Source organism: Ruegeria sp. E1 (assembly GCF_056534225.1).
In genome coordinates this window covers 104,404-123,287 of the sequence record NZ_JBQFPE010000015.1, presented here as the reverse complement: position 1 = coordinate 123,287, position 18,884 = coordinate 104,404, and the positions used below count along the sequence as shown (strand labels likewise).

General features: G+C 60.6%; 17 protein-coding genes. 10 read left to right on the top strand and 7 right to left on the bottom strand.

All coding sequences use genetic code 11. The annotated features are described in order from the left end of the window. Positions 1 to 157: 157 nt before the first annotated feature. The gene (locus ACR0FG_RS17830; protein ID WP_480894409.1) at positions 158 to 1,315 is read right to left on the bottom strand and encodes an acyl-CoA dehydrogenase family protein; all 1,158 of its coding nucleotides are present in this window, start codon (positions 1,313 to 1,315) and stop codon (positions 158 to 160) included. A 197-nt stretch (positions 1,316 to 1,512) separates the two neighbouring features. Between ACR0FG_RS17830 and ACR0FG_RS17825 the strand changes: the two genes are divergently transcribed. The 4 genes from ACR0FG_RS17825 (at position 1,513) to ACR0FG_RS17810 (ending at position 8,329) form a co-directional block, all read left to right on the top strand. Next, entirely contained in the window at positions 1,513 to 3,795 is a 2,283-nt protein-coding gene (locus ACR0FG_RS17825) for a heavy metal translocating P-type ATPase (RefSeq protein ID WP_480894407.1), read from the top strand. Continuing rightward, entirely contained in the window at positions 3,792 to 4,181 is a 390-nt protein-coding gene (gene cueR / locus ACR0FG_RS17820) for a Cu(I)-responsive transcriptional regulator (protein WP_480894405.1), read from the top strand. Before ACR0FG_RS17825 ends, cueR begins: the two co-directional genes overlap by 4 nt. A 57-nt stretch (positions 4,182 to 4,238) precedes the next feature. Beyond that, positions 4,239 to 5,153: an NAD(P)-dependent oxidoreductase gene (locus tag ACR0FG_RS17815; RefSeq protein ID WP_480894418.1), complete on the top strand. Its 915-nt coding sequence runs from the start codon at positions 4,239 to 4,241 to the stop codon at positions 5,151 to 5,153. A 113-nt stretch (positions 5,154 to 5,266) separates the two neighbouring features. After that, positions 5,267 to 8,329: an aminotransferase class III-fold pyridoxal phosphate-dependent enzyme gene (locus ACR0FG_RS17810; protein WP_480894403.1), complete on the top strand. Its 3,063-nt coding sequence runs from the start codon at positions 5,267 to 5,269 to the stop codon at positions 8,327 to 8,329. Positions 8,330 to 8,375: 46 nt separating this feature from the next. Here the strand turns inward: ACR0FG_RS17810 and ACR0FG_RS17805 are convergent, their stop codons facing one another. Further along, entirely contained in the window at positions 8,376 to 8,852 is a 477-nt protein-coding gene (locus ACR0FG_RS17805) for a hypothetical protein (protein ID WP_480894402.1), read from the bottom strand. Further along, complete coding sequence (gene hemP / locus ACR0FG_RS17800; protein WP_170713919.1) at positions 8,849 to 9,016, bottom strand: hemin uptake protein HemP; 168 nt, start codon at positions 9,014 to 9,016, stop codon at positions 8,849 to 8,851. The genes ACR0FG_RS17805 and hemP overlap by 4 nt, the downstream gene beginning before the upstream one ends. Before the next feature lie 233 nt (positions 9,017 to 9,249). Between hemP and ACR0FG_RS17795 the strand changes: the two genes are divergently transcribed. Together ACR0FG_RS17795 and gph are read left to right on the top strand one after the other, a co-directional pair. Further along, positions 9,250 to 9,741, top strand: a complete 492-nt coding sequence (locus tag ACR0FG_RS17795) for an RES family NAD+ phosphorylase (protein WP_480894400.1) — start codon at positions 9,250 to 9,252, stop codon at positions 9,739 to 9,741. A gap of 13 nt (positions 9,742 to 9,754) precedes the next feature. After that, positions 9,755 to 10,429, top strand: a complete 675-nt coding sequence (gene gph / locus ACR0FG_RS17790) for a phosphoglycolate phosphatase (protein WP_480894398.1) — start codon at positions 9,755 to 9,757, stop codon at positions 10,427 to 10,429. Between the two features lie 207 nt (positions 10,430 to 10,636). Here the strand turns inward: gph and ACR0FG_RS17785 are convergent, their stop codons facing one another. The 4 genes from ACR0FG_RS17785 to ACR0FG_RS17770 are packed head-to-tail and all read right to left on the bottom strand — an operon-like array spanning position 10,637 to position 16,234. Then, positions 10,637 to 11,413 (bottom strand): maleate cis-trans isomerase family protein, encoded by a 777-nt coding sequence (locus ACR0FG_RS17785; protein WP_480894396.1) that lies wholly within the window; start codon positions 11,411 to 11,413, stop codon positions 10,637 to 10,639. Next, positions 11,413 to 12,492 carry a pyridoxal phosphate-dependent aminotransferase gene (locus tag ACR0FG_RS17780; protein ID WP_480894394.1) on the bottom strand — a complete coding sequence of 360 codons (1,080 nt, stop codon included), beginning with the start codon at positions 12,490 to 12,492 and terminating at the stop codon, positions 11,413 to 11,415. The genes ACR0FG_RS17785 and ACR0FG_RS17780 overlap by 1 nt, the downstream gene beginning before the upstream one ends. After that, positions 12,489 to 14,138, bottom strand: coding sequence for a hydantoinase B/oxoprolinase family protein (locus tag ACR0FG_RS17775; RefSeq protein ID WP_480894392.1), 1,650 nt, complete (start codon positions 14,136 to 14,138; stop codon positions 12,489 to 12,491). The genes ACR0FG_RS17780 and ACR0FG_RS17775 overlap by 4 nt, the downstream gene beginning before the upstream one ends. Continuing rightward, positions 14,135 to 16,234, bottom strand: coding sequence for a hydantoinase/oxoprolinase family protein (locus tag ACR0FG_RS17770; protein ID WP_480894390.1), 2,100 nt, complete (start codon positions 16,232 to 16,234; stop codon positions 14,135 to 14,137). Before ACR0FG_RS17770 ends, ACR0FG_RS17775 begins: the two co-directional genes overlap by 4 nt. A 69-nt stretch (positions 16,235 to 16,303) precedes the next feature. On the opposite strand from ACR0FG_RS17770, the gene ACR0FG_RS17765 reads away from it, so the two are divergent. The 4 genes from ACR0FG_RS17765 to ACR0FG_RS17750 are packed head-to-tail and all read left to right on the top strand — an operon-like array spanning position 16,304 to position 18,883. Beyond that, positions 16,304 to 16,471, top strand: a complete 168-nt coding sequence (locus ACR0FG_RS17765) for a hypothetical protein (RefSeq protein ID WP_480894388.1) — start codon at positions 16,304 to 16,306, stop codon at positions 16,469 to 16,471. 30 nt (positions 16,472 to 16,501) lie between these two features. Beyond that, entirely contained in the window at positions 16,502 to 17,317 is an 816-nt protein-coding gene (locus ACR0FG_RS17760) for an ABC transporter substrate-binding protein (RefSeq protein ID WP_480894386.1), read from the top strand. Position 17,318: 1 nt separating this feature from the next. Next, entirely contained in the window at positions 17,319 to 18,152 is an 834-nt protein-coding gene (locus ACR0FG_RS17755; RefSeq protein WP_480894384.1) for an amino acid ABC transporter permease, read from the top strand. Then, complete coding sequence (locus tag ACR0FG_RS17750) at positions 18,152 to 18,883, top strand: amino acid ABC transporter ATP-binding protein (protein WP_480894382.1); 732 nt, start codon at positions 18,152 to 18,154, stop codon at positions 18,881 to 18,883. Before ACR0FG_RS17755 ends, ACR0FG_RS17750 begins: the two co-directional genes overlap by 1 nt. Position 18,884: the final 1 nt, after the last annotated feature.

Below are 18,884 nucleotides of genomic sequence, written 5' to 3'. Positions count from 1 at the left end.
GATACGGCATTTTACCACCTGCTGGGCGGCTTTTGGCCTTGGGTCCTGCGGACGGCAGGGGGGCCGGGTCGGCGCGGGCTTTGCCCGCCCTGGCCCGGCCCAACCAGAGGAGATGTTCCGACAGGAATATCGACGATGGGCGGGAGCCCCCGCCTGTTCAGACATCCAGCGAGCGGGCGATGAGTTCCTTCATCACTTCGTTTGTTCCGCCATAGATCATCTGAACCCGCGCATCTGCATAAAGACGCGCGATGGGGTATTCCATCATGAAGCCGTAGCCGCCAAAGAGCTGGAGGCATTCGTGCATCACTTCGTTCTGGGTCTCGGAACCCCAATATTTCACCATCGAGGCCGTGGCCGCGTCCAACTCGCCCGTTTCCAGCTTGGCAATGCAGTCGTTCACGAAACTGCGCAGAACCTCAGCCTTGGTTTTGCATTCGGCCAGCTTGAAGCGCGTGTTCTGGAAATCCATTACCCGCTGACCAAAGGCCTTACGCTCCTGCACATAATTCACGGTCTCGGCGATGGCAAAGTCGATTGCCCCCAGCGCCATGATGCCAATCGTCAACCGTTCCCACGGCAATTGCTTCATCAGTTGGTAGAACCCCTGCCCCTCTTCCGGGCCAAGCAGGTTGGTCATGGGCACTTTGACGTCCTCAAAGAAAAGCTCGGCCGTATCATTGGCCTTCATGCCCAGTTTTTTAAGGTTCTTGCCCCGACGAAACCCATCGGCGCCGTCCGTCTCGACAACAATCAGCGAGACGCCTTTGGCACCCAGCGACTTGTCGGTCTTGGCCGTGACAATCACCAGATCGGCGGACTGGCCGTTGGTGATGAACATCTTGGATCCATTGATGCGGTAGGAATTTCCATCCTGCTCGGCCGTTGTTCGCACGGCCTGCACGTCTGACCCAGTGCCGGGCTCGGTCATGGCAAGCGCGCCGACCATTTCCCCGGACGCGAGCTTTGGCAGCCATTTCTGCTTTTGCTCGTCGCTGCCATAGGCGTTGATATAGTGGGTCACGATAGACTGGATGCCGTATCCCCAACCCGCATCCCCGCGCGAGCTTTGTTCGTAGAGCGTGACTGCATCAAACCCCATGCCGCCGCCCACGCCGCCATGGTCCTCGGCGATTGATCCGGCCATCAGCCCGGCCTGACCTGCCTTTTCCCAGAACGCCCGGTCAACGACACCCTGATCCAGCCATGTTTCCATATTGGGCACAAGTTCATCGTCCAGAAACCGGCCCGCCATATCGGCAAACATCCGGTGTTCATCCGTGACCCACGCGGCGGAACTGGTAAAAAGCGACATAGCGACCTCATGACTTCGGGGTTTTGCCCAAGGCTAGCGGTCGCGGCGATTCCCTCCAATCCGTGTCGCGTTGCTTCAGAGACCAGAAACGCAACGTTCTTTTTTCAAACAGGTGGAAATAAAGCGGCCAAACCTCTTGACCTTCCCGTGACTGGAAGCCCCATTTGATACCTGTTCACAGCGTCAGGGCGACTCGGATGGCACAGCCACATCACACTCAGATCGAAGTTTCGGGCATGAACTGCGCCTCATGCGTTTCACGGATCGAGCGCACGTTGCAGGATGCGCCGGGTGTGCTTGAGGCAAGCGTTAATCTTGCTACCAAACGCGCAACGGTGACCTTTGCCGAAGGGGCAACCGACCCTGCCGCGCTGGCGAGGATCGTGACCGCCGCCGGGTATCCGTCGGTTCCGTCCGAGGGTGCCGACAGCACAGAGACCGGCGCGCATCCCGATGAGATGTCCCGGCTGACCCGGACAACGCTTGTTGCCGCCGCACTGGCCGCGCCTGTGTTCATTCTTGAGATGGGCGGGCATCTTGTCCCCGCCTTCCATCACTGGGTTCAGGGCGCAATCGGGACACAAGCCAGCCATCTGATTCAGTTTACGCTGACCAGTGTTCTGATGATCGGGCCGGGTCGCGTGTTTTATGCCAAGGGGTTCCCCTCGCTGCTGCGCGGTGCGCCGGATATGAATGCGCTGGTTGCTTTGGGCACCAGTGCGGCCTTCCTCTATTCCGTTGTCGCGACCTTTGCGCCGCAATTGCTGCCGCAAGGCACCGCCAATGTTTATTTCGAGGCGGCGGCGGTCATCATTGTACTGATCCTGCTTGGGCGTCTGCTGGAGGCGCGCGCCAAGGGGCGGGCCGGGGCCGCGATCCGCAAGCTGGTCGGGCTGCAGCCCAGCACCGCGCGCGTGTGGCGGGATGAGGCCTGGCAGGACCGCCCGATTGCCGAGGTTGTCGCAGGCGATGTGCTGATCATTCGACCCGGTGAGCGGATCCCGGTCGATGGCGATGTTCTGGATGGCACGTCATACGTTGATGAAAGCATGATCACGGGTGAACCCGTCCCGGTTGGCAAGGCCAAAGATGATCAGGTTGTCGGCGGCACCGTAAACGGCACCGGGGCGCTGCGTATTCAGGCAACCCGTGTGGGTGCGGATACCGTGCTGGCTCAGGTCATCCGCATGGTCGAACAGGCGCAAGGTGCCAAATTGCCCATTCAGGGGTTGGTTGACAGGATCACCCATTATTTCGTGCCAGCCGTCATTGCCGGAGCGGTGCTGACGGTGTTGGTCTGGCTTGCCTTTGGTCCGGCACCGGCATTGCCTCTGGCACTGGTTGCGGGAGTGTCGGTTCTGATTATCGCCTGCCCTTGTGCGATGGGCCTTGCCACGCCAACCTCGATCATGGTCGGTACCGGTCGCGCGGCTGAGCTGGGTGTTCTGTTCCGCAAAGGCGACGCGCTGCAACACCTGCAGCAGGCGAAGGTTGTGGCCTTTGACAAGACCGGGACGCTGACGCTTGGACGGCCTGAATTGTCGGATGTGGTGACGGCCAATGGCTTTGACAGGGCCGAGGTTCTGCGTCTGGCTGCGGCGGTCGAGGCGCAATCAGAGCATCCGATTGCCCATGCGATTATTCGCGCGGCCCCTGAGGAGTTGCCCCAGGTTTCCGAATTTCAGTCCCTCACCGGGCAGGGCGTCTCGGCCCTGGTCGAGGGGCACCGGGTTCTTGTCGGCGCGGATCGGTTGATGAGGCAAAGCGGGATCGACCTGTCGGATCTTTCGGACGAAGCCGAGCGCCATGCCAAGGCCGGTACGACGCCATTGTTTGTGGCCATTGATGGCCACGCGGCGGCTGCGCTGGCGGTGGCAGATCCGGTCAAACCCGGCACGCGCGACACGCTGCAACTGTTGCAACAGATGGGGCTGAAACTTGCGATGATCACGGGCGACAATACCCGGACCGCGCGGGCGTTGGGGGATGCGCTTGGCATCGATCACATCACCGCCGAGGTCATGCCCGACGGCAAATTGCAAGCCATCCGGGGGTTGCAGGATGAATATGGCGCGGTTGCCTTTGTGGGTGATGGTATCAACGACGCGCCTGCCCTTGCGGCATCGGATATCGGTATCGCCATCGGTTCTGGGACCGATGTGGCGATAGAAACCGCAGACGTCGTGTTGATGTCAGGCGATCTGCGCGGTGTCGCAAATGCGCTCGAGATCAGCCGCTGCACCTTGCGCAACATCAAGCAGAACCTTGGCTGGGCCTTTGGGTATAACATCCTGCTGATCCCGGTTGCTGCAGGTATTCTGTACCCTGTCAGCGGGCATCTGTTGTCACCTGCGCTGGCAGCGGGTGCGATGGCGCTGTCCAGCGTCTTTGTCGTCTCGAACGCGCTGCGCCTGCGTCGGGTGCGCGCCGTCTTGCCCGAGCGGGAGCTGCCCATTGCCAGACAGGAGGTCACCTCATGAACATCGGAGATGTCTCTGCCAGCACCGGGCTGCCCGCGAAAACGATCCGGTATTACGAAGATATCGGCCTGATCAAACCTCTGCGCGACGACAATGGCTATCGCCGTTTCCGCGATCAGGACGTTCACAAGCTGAACTTTCTGGGTCGCGCCCGTGCGCTGGGGTTCACGATCGAGGATTGCCGCACCCTGCTTGCGCTTTATGAGGACGAAACCCGTGCCAGCGCGGATGTCAAACGCGTTGCGCGGCAACACCTGACCCAAATCGAGGCCAAGATCGCCGATCTGAATGCCATGCGCGACACGCTGAGCCATCTGATCGACGCCTGTGCCGGGGATGATCGGCCCGATTGTCCGATCCTGAAGGATTTGGGTGGCAAACCCTGACGCGGGGTTGCCCTTTGGCCTCACCTTTGCTTTGTCAGTGCCAAACACACCGGTTGTCTGAACCCCGTTCAGCCGTCGGTCAGCGGAGAGGATCAATCAATGGCAAAAATCGCGTTTTTGGGTCTGGGTGTCATGGGCTATCCCATGGCCGGGCATCTGCAGGCAGCGGGTCATGACGTCACCGTCTATAACCGTACGTCGGCCAAGGCCGAGAAATGGGTGGCTCAGCATGGCGGTGCCGCGGCTGCCACGCCGAAAGAGGCTGCGGCGGGGGCCGAGTTTGTGATGGCCTGCGTTGGCAATGATGACGATCTGCGCATGGTCTGCAGCGGCGATGACGGCGCGTTTCATGGCATGTCGGACGGCGCAATCTTTGTCGATCATACGACCGTTTCCGCGAAAGTGACGCATGAGCTGTTTGCGGCTGCGGCAGAGAAAGGAATTGCCTTTGTCGACGCGCCGATCTCGGGCGGTCAGGCCGGGGCCGAGAATGGTGTCTTGTCGATCATGTGCGGTGGTGAACAGGCAGCCTATGACGCAGCGGAACCTGTGATGCAGGTTTATTCCAAGATGTGTCGGCGCATTGGCGACAGCGGCGCGGGTCAGATGACCAAGATGTGCAACCAGATCGCCATCGCCGGGCTGGTTCAGGGTTTGAGCGAGGCATTGCACTTTGCCGAAAAGGCCGGTTTGGACGGGCGGTCTGTGGTCGAAGTGATCTCTCAGGGCGCAGCCGGAAGCTGGCAGATGGCGAACCGGTATGAGACGATGCTGGACGACCATTTTGACCACGGCTTTGCCGTCGACTGGATGCGCAAGGATCTGGGCATTTGTCTGGATACGGCGAACGAGACCGGGGCGTCTCTGCCTGTGACTGCGTTGGTCGACCAGTTCTACAAGGACGTACAGAAGCTGGGCGGCGGGCGCTGGGATACGTCGTCTCTGATCAAGCGCCTGCGCGCTTTGGGGTGACGGTGGAAGGGGGGCTGTCTGCCCCCCTCTTGGCCTTGTCGGCCAATTCACCCCCCGAGGATATTTTTTGGACAGATGAAGGAGATCCCGGTGATAGGACGGCAGGGAATCGCATGGGTGGCATGACAGAGTTTTGGGCCTTGGCCCTGCGGCAGCATTGGGGGCTGGACGCCAGGCTGACCCGGCTGGATGGTGAGTATGATTTGAACTTTCTGGTACAGGCCACGAATGGTCAGGATTATGTGCTGAAGGTCATGCGGGCGGGGTGTGAAACCGCTTTGGTTGATCTGCAGGTCAAGGCGCTGGAACATGTTGCGTCCACAGCACCGGGCTTGCCTTTTCCCAGGGTGATCCCGGCCCTGGATGGCACGGAGCTACCTGAGATTGCGGATGAGCAAGGCCAGCCGCGTCTTGTGTGGCTGCTGGAACGCCTGCCGGGGCAGTGTTATGCCGACGCGACTCCCAAAACCGAGGATCTGATCCTGAAACTGGGCCGTGTTCTGGGCGCAACCGACCGCGCGCTGGAGCCGTTTTCACATGGCGCGCTGGACCGGCCGGGTTTCAAGTGGGATCTGATGCAGGCCGGGTGGATTACTGACCAACTGGACGTGGTCCGCGACCCTGCAAGGCGGGCCCTGTTGCAGGAGATCGTGCAGGGTTATGCGGATGTCACGGGCAGATTGGCGGAGTTGCCCAAACAGGCGATTCACAACGATGCCAATGACTATAACATTCTGGTCGAAGGCGCCCTGTCCAAGCGGCGCAGCGTGTCGGGCCTGATCGATCTGGGCGATATGTGTGCGGCGCCGCGTGTGTGCGATCTGGCCATTGCCGGGGCCTATGTCGTGCTGGATCATCCAAGGCCCGAGCGCGCGCTGGCAGCGCTGGTTCGCGGTTATCACGCCGCCAACCGTCTGCGTTCGGATGAAATCGACCTGATCTGGCCACTGCTGCGGATGCGGCTTGCCGTTTCGGTGGTCAATTCGACCCTGATGGCAATTGAGACCCCGGATGATCCCTATGTGACGATCTCTCAGGCCCCTGCATGGCGCTTTCTGGAAAGGAGCGATGTCAATGGTGGACTGATGCCGGCCCGCCTGCGGGTGGCCTGCGGGATGCCGGTGGTTGACGGGGCCGAGCGCATCCATGCCTATCTGGAGGACCATCGTGGTCAGTTTGCCCAGATGTTTGATACCGATCTGACGGACGCGCCGATGGGATCGCTTTCGGTCGAGAACTCCACCTGGCCGCAAAACCCGTTTCACATGCCATTGTCCGAGGCCGCACGCGTGGGCGAAGAATTCGGGGATGGCATCTGGCTTGGGTATTACAACGAACCGCGTTTGATCTATGCCGAGCCGGGGTTTCGCAAGGGGCCGTGGAAGGCCTCGGATCGGCGCACCGTGCATCTGGCGGTTGATGTCTTTGCCCCGGCGGGCACCGTTCTTCATGCGCCTATGAGTGGGCGTGTCGAAGCGGTCGAGAACCGGGACGCGCATCTGGATTATGGCGGGGTGGTGATCCTGCATCATGAAACGCCCGAGGGTGATGCGTTCTATACGCTTTATGGCCATCTTGATCCCGAGGTGTGCGATCGTCTGAAACCCGGTGATCCGGTGGCGCAGGGCGCGGCCTTTGCGCGATTGGGAGACGCCACACAGAACGGAGGATGGGCCCCGCATGTGCATTTCCAACTGGCCCTGACCACGGATGGAATGCAGGCCGACTGGCCCGGTGTGGGCGACCCGGACGAGATGGATCTTTGGCACGCGGTCTGCCCCAACCCGGCGGCGCTGTTGAATCTGCTGGAGGACAAGGTGTTCTATCGCCCAACCGACAAGCAGGCTATCCTGCGGGGGCGGCGGGATCATTTCGGCGGCAACCTCAGCCTGACCTATGATGATCCGGTGATGTTGGTGCGCGGATGGCGGCACCACCTGTTCGACGAATGGGGCCGCCCCTATCTGGACGCCTATAACAACGTGCCCCATGTGGGCCACGCGCATCCGCGCATTCAGGCGGTGGCGGCAGATCAGCTGAAGCGGATGAATTCGAACACCCGTTATCTGCATCCGGCGCAGACCGCCTTTGCCGACAAGATTCTGTCGAAATTGCCGGACCCGTTCGAGGTGTGTTTCTTTGTCAATTCCGGCACCGAGGCAAATGAGCTGGCCTTGCGGCTGGCGCGCGCGCATACAGGGGCCAAGGGGATCGTGACGCCCGATCACGGCTATCACGGCAACACAAATGCGGCTGTTGCGATCTCGGCCTACAAGTTCAACAAGCCCGATGGCGTGGGTCAGGCCGATTGGGTGGAACTGATCGAGGTAGCCGACGATTATCGTGGGTCGTTCCGGCGCGACGATGCAGATCGCGCCACAAATTTCGCGGAATTTGTGGACCCGGCGATTGCCGCCCTTCAGGCGCGTGGTCAGGGTCTTGCCGGGTTCGTTGCCGAGACCTTCCCCTCGGTCGGAGGGCAGATCATCCCGCCCAAAGGCTATCTGGCGGCGGTTTATCAGAAAATCCGCGCCGCCGGTGGTGTCTGCATCGCGGATGAGGTGCAGACCGGTCTGGGGCGGTTGGGGGATTACTATTTCGGCTTTGAGCATCAAGGCGCGCTGCCGGATATCGTGGTGCTGGGCAAACCCATCGGCAATGGTCATCCGCTGGGCGTTGTGGTCACAACCCGGGCGATTGCCGACAGTTTCGACAACGGGATCGAGTTCTTTTCGACCTTTGGCGGTTCGACCCTGTCCTGCCGTATCGGCAAAGAGGTGCTGGATATCGTTGATGATGAGGGGCTGCAGGAAAACGCACGCGAAATGGGTGCGCGGTTGATGGAGGGTCTGCGTGGGATCGAGTCCGATTTTGCCTGCGTCGGCGATGTACGCGGCATGGGGCTGTTTCTGGGGGTCGAACTGATCAACCCGGACGGGTCTGAGGCCTCTGAAATCTGCGCTTACGTCAAAAACCGGATGCGCGACCATCGGATTCTGATCGGCAGCGAAGGGCCAAAGGACAATATTCTGAAAATTCGCCCGCCTCTGACCATCGAGGCCGAGGATGTAGACATGATCCTGTGGGCCTTGCGCGATGTGCTGGCCGAGGTGGGTGATTATGCGCCCGCCCCGGATTGCGGGCATGATCATCATCACGCAGGTTGTGGCTGCTGATAAAACCAAAAAACCCCGGCAATCTGCCGGGGTTTTTCGTGACCGATCAGTGCACCACTGCCGGGGAAGCGTGATGCCCTGTTGTCGGCACGGGGGTATAGGCGGTCATACGGCGCAGCACGATCCCAAGTTCCTCGGACAGGGACGCCAGAGCAGGCGCATAGTCCGGGCGCACGATCAGCGAGGCCATCATCATCGCATCTTCCCGGGCCCCTTCAGCGGCGGCGGCGATCATCTGGGCAAAGCAATTTTCATCCGCGCCCAGGCATCCGCAGTCCAGACCGTGCCTGATCAAGGGCCTGCGGCCGTGATACGCACATAAAGAACACAGCTGGTCCAGTGTCAGCATGGCCGCCTGCCCCTGATCCGCGCCCAGCGCGAGGTCGAAATCGCTGGCTGCATCAGCGCGACCGCCAGCGCCTGCGCCCCAAAGGCGCAAATACATGACGGCCCCGGCCTCAAGCGGAGTCAGATCGGCAAGGCGGCCAACCGCGGCCCCGCCGCGCGGGGATGGCGCGCTCATTTCGTGAGGATCAGCTTGCCTGCGCGGGTGATGCGCAGGGTGTAAAGCTGGTCGCCCAGTTCGATATGGGCCAGATTGCCGCCCTTGGTCAGGTCTTCGGCCTTGTGGGCGGGCAGTATCGAAACGGCATAGCTTTGCGACGGGTTGGGGGTCTGCGCGTTCATCGGGATCATCTCCAGAGCGTGGGGTGGCGAAACGCCGTATCCAGTTGATTACCTGTCTGGCTGACCCTCTATCGGGTTGGCTTTTCGATCTTGTCGATAATTCTGATTAAAATAGTAAGATATGTCAAGTGCCTCTTTTTGATGCCTGAAATGATAGGGTTTCGGGCAATTTCCTTGCCTGCGCCAAGCACATCTGAGATCACGGTGCCCGGACAGAGTGGGCGATACAGGCCGTGACAGCACTGATGCGATACACCGGGCCGGTTTGGAGGCTTCTGCCTGCAGCGCTGGTCGATACGCCTTCTATCGTGGCGCAAGCGCCAGAAGGTCGGTTTCATCATTCGGGACAGGTGGCCGCCTATGCCTCTCTGAGTGCCGAGGGCGCGGCTGTGGCGATCCGGAGGTATCTGGGTGACGGCACCAAGCGCGTCCTTATCCCGATGTGGCTGGATGCCGCGCGTGTTGCGGATGAACGTGGCAATCGCGAGGCTTCTATCGTGTGGCAGGACATCCGGGCGGGCAGAGAGCCTTCGCCTACCTGGGCATTCTCGGACGCGGCCCGAAGTGCTAAGGCGCAGGCGATGCTGTATTCTTCGCGCTCGCGACCAGACCTGTCGCATGTGGTTGTCTTTCAGCGGGATTGCCTGTCCTATGTCGGGCCGGTTTCGGACTTCCGAGAGCCGGTGACGGGGCATAGCCCCGGTCAGAAAATCGAAACCAAGTAGAACGGAGGCGTTCATGTCGGCAGTGGTGGTCTTTGATCTGGATGGAACCCTGGTGGATAGCGTCGAAGATTTGGCGGCAGCGGTGAACCGGATGCTGGCAGATGAAGGGCTGGCCGCCTTGCCGCGCGACACCATTCAAACATTCGTTGGAAATGGGCTGCCCAAGCTTGTCGAGCGCGCCATGGCGCATTGCGGCCTGCCACCCGATCGGCACAAGGACCTGACCCACGCCACTTTGCAATATTACAACGCCGCGCCAACGCAAGAAACGACGGTTTACCCCGGCGTCGTCACCGCGCTGGAACAGTTGCGCGACATGGGCTGCGCCATGGGGGTTTGCACCAACAAACCCGAAGCCCCGGCGCGTCACGTTCTGGACGCCTTTGATCTGTCGCGATTCTTCGATTCGGTTATTGGAGGCGACACGCTGCCAACGCGAAAGCCTGACCCGGTCCATCTGAACGCCTGTTTCGAAGCCCTTCCCGCTGCCGGACCCGCGATCTATGTCGGCGACAGCGAAGTCGACGCCGAAACCGCCGCACGGGCAGGTGTTCCATTTCTTCTGTATTCTCAAGGATATCGCAAATCCCCACTGGCCGAGATTCCGCATCTGGTGGCTTATGATCAAAGCGCGGACCTGCCCGATCTGGTGCGGCAAATCCTGCAGGACAACACAGATTTTGCCTGACCCAAAAAGTGCTGAGGGGCCGGCCAAGGGGGTTAGAGCCAGCCCCTCATCGGGGGAAATTTAGTGAGAGTGGTAAGGCCACACGGGCCCTTGTATGAATAAAAAGTTAACGCATCCCCGCTTCACGCGAAATTGGGGGATTCCCGTAGTCGCCGCTTTTTTCCAGCGCTGGCAAAGAAATTTCGTACGAGTTTTCTCGGTCATGGCCTATCCGCTGCGCTTCGCAGGATCAGAGGCAATCGGGCTTATTGACCTTTCGAGCAATTGACCAAATCCCGGCGCAGCTTCTGGCAAGTTCAGCATCTGCAGCGCCTGAAACAACATGGCCTGATTTGAACTGACAACCGGTTTGCCAAGCCTCTGTTCCAACCGCGCCAGCACTTCGACGCTGCGCATATCGGTGCAGGACAGAACAACCGCCTCGGCGTCAGCATGATCCGCTTGCAGGCCCAGCGCGAACACGCGGTCAGGGTCCAACGCACCCTGCCCTTCGTTGTCGAGCGCTTCGGCAACTTCGGATCGATTTACGGTTTCTATGCCCTTTTCCTGCAGAAACCCAATCGCCATATCATTGATCGCTTTGACATAGGGCGAGGCGAAGCCGATCCGCTTTGCCCCAAGCGTCTTCAAGGCGTTCACAAGCGCCCCGGCTGCCGTGACCGTTTCGGCCCCGCTAGCGTTCTTGATCTTGTCTGCCAGCGCCCGATCAAACGCAGGGCCGTGGGTCAGAGTGGCCGAGGTGCAGCCATACATGACCACGTCCGGCTTTGCGCCCATCAGCAGATGCAACGGCGCGTCAAGATCAGCGGCGCCCAGCCCGTGCATCTGGGTTTCGTCGGGTATCTCATCCTCGTCATATCCCCCCATCCGCGCGACATGCAACGAAACGCCATCGGGGCGCATCATCGCCATGTCGGGTTCGAGGTTTGTATTCGTAAACGGAACCAGAATACCGATCCGCGCGCGACCTCGGGAATGTGCCATCAGGAATGCTCCTTTTTCCATTTCGTCAGCGCTGCGATGGCGCGGTTGTTGTCCTGTTCGGACCCGATTGTCATCCGCAACATATGCGGCAGACCTGCGCCGCCTTGCGGTCTTAGGAAAACGCCATCGGCTTGCAGCGTCGCATCAGCGCTTTGCGCGGCCTCGGCGCGGCCCATATCGATCAGCACGAAGTTCGTGAAACTTGGGGGCAGATCAAACCCCGCCTCGCTCAATGCCCTCATGACGCCCTCGCGCAGCGATGAGGTCATTCGGCAGGTTTCCCGCATATAGTCGTGATCCTGCACCGCTGCGACCGCTGCGGCCTGCGCAGCGGCGCTGATGTTGTTGGGGTTCATTACCTTTCGCATCTCGGCCGCAATAGCCTGCGGGAACACGCCCCAGCCAACCCGAAAACCCGCCATCCCGTAGGCCTTGGAGAAGGTGCGCAGAACTACCGTGTTGCCAACCTCAACCAAGTCAAAACTGGTCTCGTTCAGATGATCGGCGAACTCGCCATAAGCTTCGTCAACAACCAGCAGGATGTCGGGGTGCAGAGCCGAGCGTAAACGATCCAGTTCAGCACGCGAAATGCGGGTGCCCGTCGGATTGCCCGGATTGGCGACAAAGACGATGCCGGTGTCCGGCTGTACCGCATCCAGCAGCGCCTGAACGCTGACCGTCAGATCAACCTCGGGGGCGGTGTCAAAGCGGGCGTTGGCCATCTGCGACGCTGATCTGAAAAACGGATAGGCGTGTTTGGGTGCAAGGACTGCACGGTCGGGCCCTGCATAGACCCGCGCAATGCACCCGATCAGATCCAGTGATCCGTTGCCGCACAGGATATCCTCGGCGTTGATGCCGTGGTGCTGTGCCAGAGCTTGCCGCAGGTCGGTCCAGTCCGGATCAGGATAAAGCATGGTGCTTGTCAGAACCTTCGTCGCTGCTTTGATCGCGTTTGGGCTTGGCGCGCGCAGGGATTCGTTCTGAGACAGGGACAAAAGCGGGATACCTTCGGGCGCGGCCAGCTTCATCAGGGCATAGGGCGCCATTCGCGCGACATGAGGCTGGGGCCGAGTCATCTGGACCCTCCATAAAGGCGCTGCGCGGCTGTAGCTGTGACCAACCCTGCGTCGACATCGCGGGCCAAGGCATCGGTGCAGCGATCTGTTGGCGGGCCATAGCCGCCACCGCCGGGGGTCTGAAAAACCAGCGTCTCGCCCGCCTTGACTCGCAACTCGCCCTTACCGGGCAGGTCTTGCCCGGTGTGACCGATGCGAATGCGCCCTGTGGCACCATCCAGCCCGCCATGGCGGCCCTTTGCCGGGTTCAGAATGCGCTCGACCGAAAGAAAGACCATGAAATCCTGATCTGACGACGCACTGATTTCGATGTGCTGCCCCAGCCCGCCTCGAAACCGGCCTGCCCCGCCGGAATCGGGTCTGAGTTCGCGGCGATGAAACAGAACCGGCGCGACGGCCTCGGTGGTTTCAACCTGACTGCCCCAGACACCGCTGGGGAAGGCGGTCGCGGACAGGCCGTCCAATGTCGGGCGTGCGCCTGTGCCGCCGTTGAACACAAGTTCCAGAGCGAACTGGGTGTCGCCGCGATCGACGGCCTCGGGCACGTGTCGCAGCGGCAGATCGTACATGCAGGATGCGCCTTCGGCTGGAACCAAGTCGGGCAGCGCCTGCGACAGGCAGCCATAAACCAGATCTGGCGTCATCTGGCCCAGCGTATGTCGCATGGCGACCGGGGCCGGAGGCTGCGCGTTCAGGATACAGCCCTTGGGGCCTGTCACCTGAAACGGTTCCAACGAGCCTGCGTTGTTTGGAATGTCAGACCCGATGATGCACCTGAGTGCAAAGACCGAATAGGCGGCGGCATAGTTCAACGGAACGTTGATGCCCTTGTTGGTGCACCCGGCGGTTCCATCGAAATCCAGCAGCAGATGATCTGCTGCAATTGTCAGGGCGGCGTGCAGTTCAATCTCGGCGCCGTATCCGTCAACCTTCAACGCATGGTGCCACGTGCCCTTGGGCAGTTCAGCGATGGCATCGATCGTGCCCCGGCGCGAGGTTTCGATGATGTAGTCGGATAGCTCGGTCAGGTCTTGCAGGCCGAACTCTGTCATCATTTGCGTCAGCCGCGTCGCGCCGGCCTCGCAACAGGCAATCAGCGCATAGATGTCGCCCTCGTTGGCGATCGGCTCGCGCGAGTTCGCCTTGACGATTTCCAGCAGCAGCGCGTTGATCTGGCCCTGATCCACCAGCTTGCATGGTGGGATCAGCAGGCCCTCGTCATAGATGTCGCTGCCTTCCGGCCCCATGCCCAGCCCGCCCAGATCAACCAGATGCGAGGTGCAGGAGGTGAACCCGACCACCCGACCGTCAAAAAACACAGGCATCATCAGCAGGAAATCGTTCAAATGGCCCGAGGCGATCCACGGGTCGTTTGTCATGTAGATATCACCCGGCTTCATGTCTTGTATCGGAAATTGAGCGCGCAGGGTCTTGACCGCCTCGGCCATGGTGTTGATGTGCCCCGGTGTTCCTGTGACGGCCTGAGCAATCATCCGGCCATGAAAGTCGAAAATCCCGGCCGAGATATCACCGCATTCACGCACAATCGGACTGAACGCCGCGCGGACAAGCGCCTGCCCCTGTTCTTCGACAACGGCAAGCAGACGGTTCCACAGAACCTGCAAACGGGTTTGAGGTGATGTCATTGGTCTGGTCCTTCTGTGCTGGTCAGCCAGATATTTCCAACCTCATCCAACTGCGCCCGGAAATCGGTGCTGACATAGGTGGTGGTCTGAGGCTCGACGATCAGAGCGGGGCCTGCGATCTGATCCCCTGCAGTCAACGCCGCGCGCTCGAACACCCCGGCCATTCGGGGTTGGGCGGTCACATCGCACAGGATCTCGCGCGTCTCGGTCGGGGCGATTTCCTGACCTTCGGCGAAACCAACCTGCCCTGCAGGTGCAAGTACCGGAGCGGATACGGTCAGGCCCCAGTTCATGATCTCGATGGTCATACCCGGCACGGTTCTTGTGAACTGCCGGGTGTATTCGGCCTCAAAATCTCGGCGCAGTTTCGTAAGGTCTTCGCGGTTCAAAATCCGGTCGGGCAGGTTCACTTCGATTTCGTGACCTTGCCCGTGATAGCGCATGAAGGCCACGCGGCGGGCGACAAGCGGGGCATCGGGCGCGCCCGCCCTGACGACTTCGGTTGCCTCATCTGTCATGCGGGCAAAGAACCAGTTCAGGCCGTCAATATCCAACGCGTCCAGAGTGGCATAGCGCGAGCGAATGATCTCGAACGAGACCGGCGCGAACAGAAAGCCGACGGCAGAACCCACCCCCGGATCGCGCGGAATCAGGATGCGGCGGACCTGAGATCGGCGGGCAACGCGGGTTGCGTGCAGGGGGCCGTTGCCGCCAAAGGCAATCATCAGGCGCGCGCTCAGGTCTTTACCGGATTCGACGGCGTGCATTCGGCCTGCGCTGGCCATGTTCTCATCAACGATTTCGCTGATGGCATTGGCTGCCTGTTCAGCGTTCAGCCCGATGCGCTGGCCGATGTGATCAGACAGCGCCGCCTCGGACGCTGCCCTGTCGATCTGCAGGCGACCCTCGGCAAAGCGGTCCGGGTCGATCAGCCCTTGCGCGATATCCGCATCGGTGACGGTTGGCAGGGTACCGCCCTTTGCAAAGCCCGCAGGCCCCGGATCGGAACCGGCACTTTGAGGCCCAACACAGAGCCGGTTCAGCCGGTCGACGCTTGCGATTGACCCGCCGCCCGCGCCGATCTCGATCATTTCGATCACCGGAATACGCACCGGCATTCCCGAGCCTTTGATAAACCGCTCGGCCCGCGAGATTTCAAACTTGCGGGCGGTCTGGGGGCGATAGTCATCAATCAGGCACAGCTTGGCGGTGGTGCCGCCCATGTCGAACGACAAAACCTCGGCTGCGCCCGCTTCCCCGGAGATGCGGGCGGCAAGGATTGCGCCGCCTGCAGGGCCGGATTCAACAAGACGGACAGGCAGCCGGGCCGCGGTTTCGATGGTCGTCATCCCGCCCCCGGCTGTCATCATCAGGATGGGACAGCTCAGCCCCTCTGCCGCGAAACGGGTTTCGAAATCCGACAGGTATCCGGCCATCAAGGGTTGGATATAGGCGTTGGCGATGGTGGTGCACAGGCGATCAAACTCACGCGCTTCGGGGCTGACCTGATGGCTGAGCGAGACCACCAGTTCCGGCATATGCTGCGCCAGCAAGTCTTTCAGACGCAGTTCATGCGCAGGGTTGGCATAGGAATGCATCAGACAAATCGCGACAGCATCGCAGCCAAGCCGTTTGAGATCGCTGACAAGACCGCTTACCGCGTCTTCGTCCAATGGCAGGCGTTCCTGACCACGGGCATCCATGCGCCCCTTGATCGTCAGGGCGTGGGTGCGCGGTACCAGCAATTCGGGCTTGGTCAGATTGATCGCATATTGCGCATAGCGCCTTTCATACGCAATTTCGAGGATGTCGCGGAAGCCATCGGTTGTGATGGTCGCCACCCGTGCGCCGCGGCGTTCGATCAGGGCGTTGGTGGCAAGCGTGGTGCCATGGATCATGCCCGTGACCTGATCCCACATTCGGTCCGCGTCCCGCAAGACCAGCCTTGCCCCTTCCAAAGCACCCAAAGCGGGTTGCGCAGGGGTCGTGGGGGTCTTGCTTGTCGCCAATATCTGCGATGCGCCCTGAATGAGCACTGTATCGGTGAATGTACCACCTATGTCGATTGCCATGCGCAATCCGGTAACTGTGTTCATGAGTGTGACTGCCGATGAAAGCTGCAAGGCGGCGCGAGGGCCGGGTTACGCGGGAGAGTGCGCCCCGCGTTGAGCAACAAGATCTGCCCCGGTCGCCCGGCGCATCATCGGTTGCTGCACTATGATCGTCATGATCACGTCCCCTATGCCTTACCCGCCCAGCATTGCATGAGACCCGGCGCAGGCGTCAATACATTCCTGCGCGCTGGACAGCGCCTGCGCGCAGAACTACCGTAGCCGCAACACACCAACAGGAGGTCCGTGCCCATGTCCAAGATGCTTTTTCTGACCGCAGCATCCTTTGCGTTTGTTTCCACAGCAGCGCTTGCAGCTGATCAATGCGCAGCCGGCAAAACGCTGACAGATGGGAAACTCACCATAGCAACGGGCAACCCGGCCTATTACCCTTGGGTGCTGGATGACGCCCCCGAAAGCGGACAAGGGTTCGAGGCGGCAGTAGCCTATGCAGTGGCCGAGGAAATGGGGTTTGCCGCCGATGACGTTGTCTGGATCAGGTCATCGTTCGACGAAGCAATCCAACCCGGCGCGAAAGAGTTTGACGTCAACATCCAGCAATACTCGATCACGCCTGAGCGGGAACAGATGGTCGATTTCTCGACCCCCTATTACACCGCGCCCATGGCGGTTCTGGTAAGCGCGAATGCCGCGGATACAGCGCCGACGATTGAGGCCCTGAAAGGTCTGAAATGGGGGGCGATGGGTTCGACCACTGCTGTTCCCAAGCTTGCCAGTACCATCCAGCCGGACAGCGATCCGCTGCTTTATGGCGACAACACTGACGTCAACGCTGCCATGACCGCCAACCAGATCGACGCCGCACTGTTTGACCTGCCAACCGCTCTGTTCCTGAGCGCTGTGATGATCGAAGGTTCAAAAGTCATCGGGCAGTTTCCGGCAGATGAAAGCGACAATCCCGATCAATTCGGCATGTTGATGGAAGAAGGCAACCCATTGAAAGCCTGCGTTGACGAAGCAATCGCGGCGCTGTCCGAAAACGGCAAGCTGGCCGAAATCGAGGCCAAGTGGCTGCAGGACACCACCGGCGTCCCTCTGATCAAGTAACATGGCGCGATCCGAAACGGCGGGCCTGACCCGCCGCGAACGCTATGAGGCGCAACAGCGACGCAGGTCGCTGATCGTCGCGGCGACCAGCACGCTTATCGTTGTCGTGGCACTGGTCGTTCTGGTGCCGCTTGCGCCGGGATGGGCCAAGGTCCAGCAGAGCTTTTTCAACGGCGACGTGCTGTTGAAAACCTTTCCCAAACTGCTTGAGGCGTTTCGTATCAACGTCGTGATCTTTGCCTGGTCGGCACCGGCAATTGCGGTGTTGGGCCTGCTGATCGCCCTTGCGCGCGATGCCAAATCACCGGCGTTGTTTCCGCTGCGCATCTTTGGCGCGGCCTTCACCGACATCTTTCGCGGCGTACCGGTTATCCTCACTGTTTACCTGATCGGCTTTGGCATTCCGGGTCTGGGCCTGCCGCGCCCTTGGAACTCACCTTACATCTGGGGCTCGCTGGCGCTGATCCTGACCTATTCCGCTTATGTGGCCGAGATTTTCCGATCCGGCATCGACAGCGTTCACCACAGTCAACGCGCCGCCGCACTATCGCTGGGTCTGTCCGAACGGCAGGTCATGCGCGATGTGGTGTTGCCGCAGGCCATCCGCAATGTGGTGCCGTCGCAGATGAACATGCTGATCGCGCTGCAAAAGGACGTCTCGCTGCTGAGCTTCATCGGCCCCGTCGAGGTGTTTCGTCAGGCCGGTGTGTTCAAATCCCTGCTGGCCAATTTCACGCCCTACGTGGGCGCAGCGATCATCTTTCTGATCGTGACAATCCCGGCCACACGCTATGCCGATCATCTGATGGCCCGTCAGATGCGGGAGAGGCGCTGATGGCAAAGATTGAACTTCGCGGCGTCGTCAAAAAGTTCGGCGACAATACGGTGTGCGACGGGATCGATCTGGATGTTGAAGAGGGTCAGATGGTCTGCCTGATCGGCGCTTCGGGTGCGGGCAAATCCACCCTGCTGCGCTGTATCAACCTGCTGGAACCCATCGAAGATGGCGAGATTTTTCTGGATGGCGAGGATATCGCGGTGCCGGGGCGCGATCCGCAATCGGTGCGCGCGCGGATCGGGATCGTGTTCCAAAGCTTCAACCTGTTCCCGCATATGACGGCCATCGAAAACGTAATGCTGGCCCCGCGCCGGGTGCATGGCAAATCCCGCGCCACATTACAGCCCGAGGTCGAGGCCTTGTTTGAACGCTTTGGGCTTGCCGACCGGATGCAGAACTATCCCGACCAGCTGTCGGGTGGACAGCAGCAGCGCGTTGCGATTGTCCGGGCGCTGGCGATGGAACCCGAGGTCATGCTGTTTGACGAGATCACCTCGGCCCTTGATCCGCAACTGGTGGGTGAGGTTCTGGACGTGCTGGTGCGGTTGAAGCGACGGGGCATGACGATGGTGATGGCCACGCATGAAATGGGATTTGCCCGCGAAGTCGCCGACAAGGTGTGTTTTCTGCAGGACGGGCGTATCGTCGAAGAGGCCCCCCCATCCGAGTTGTTCGAGACGCCGAAACACGAAACAACGCGCGCCTTTCTGGCACGGGCACTAAAGTGAC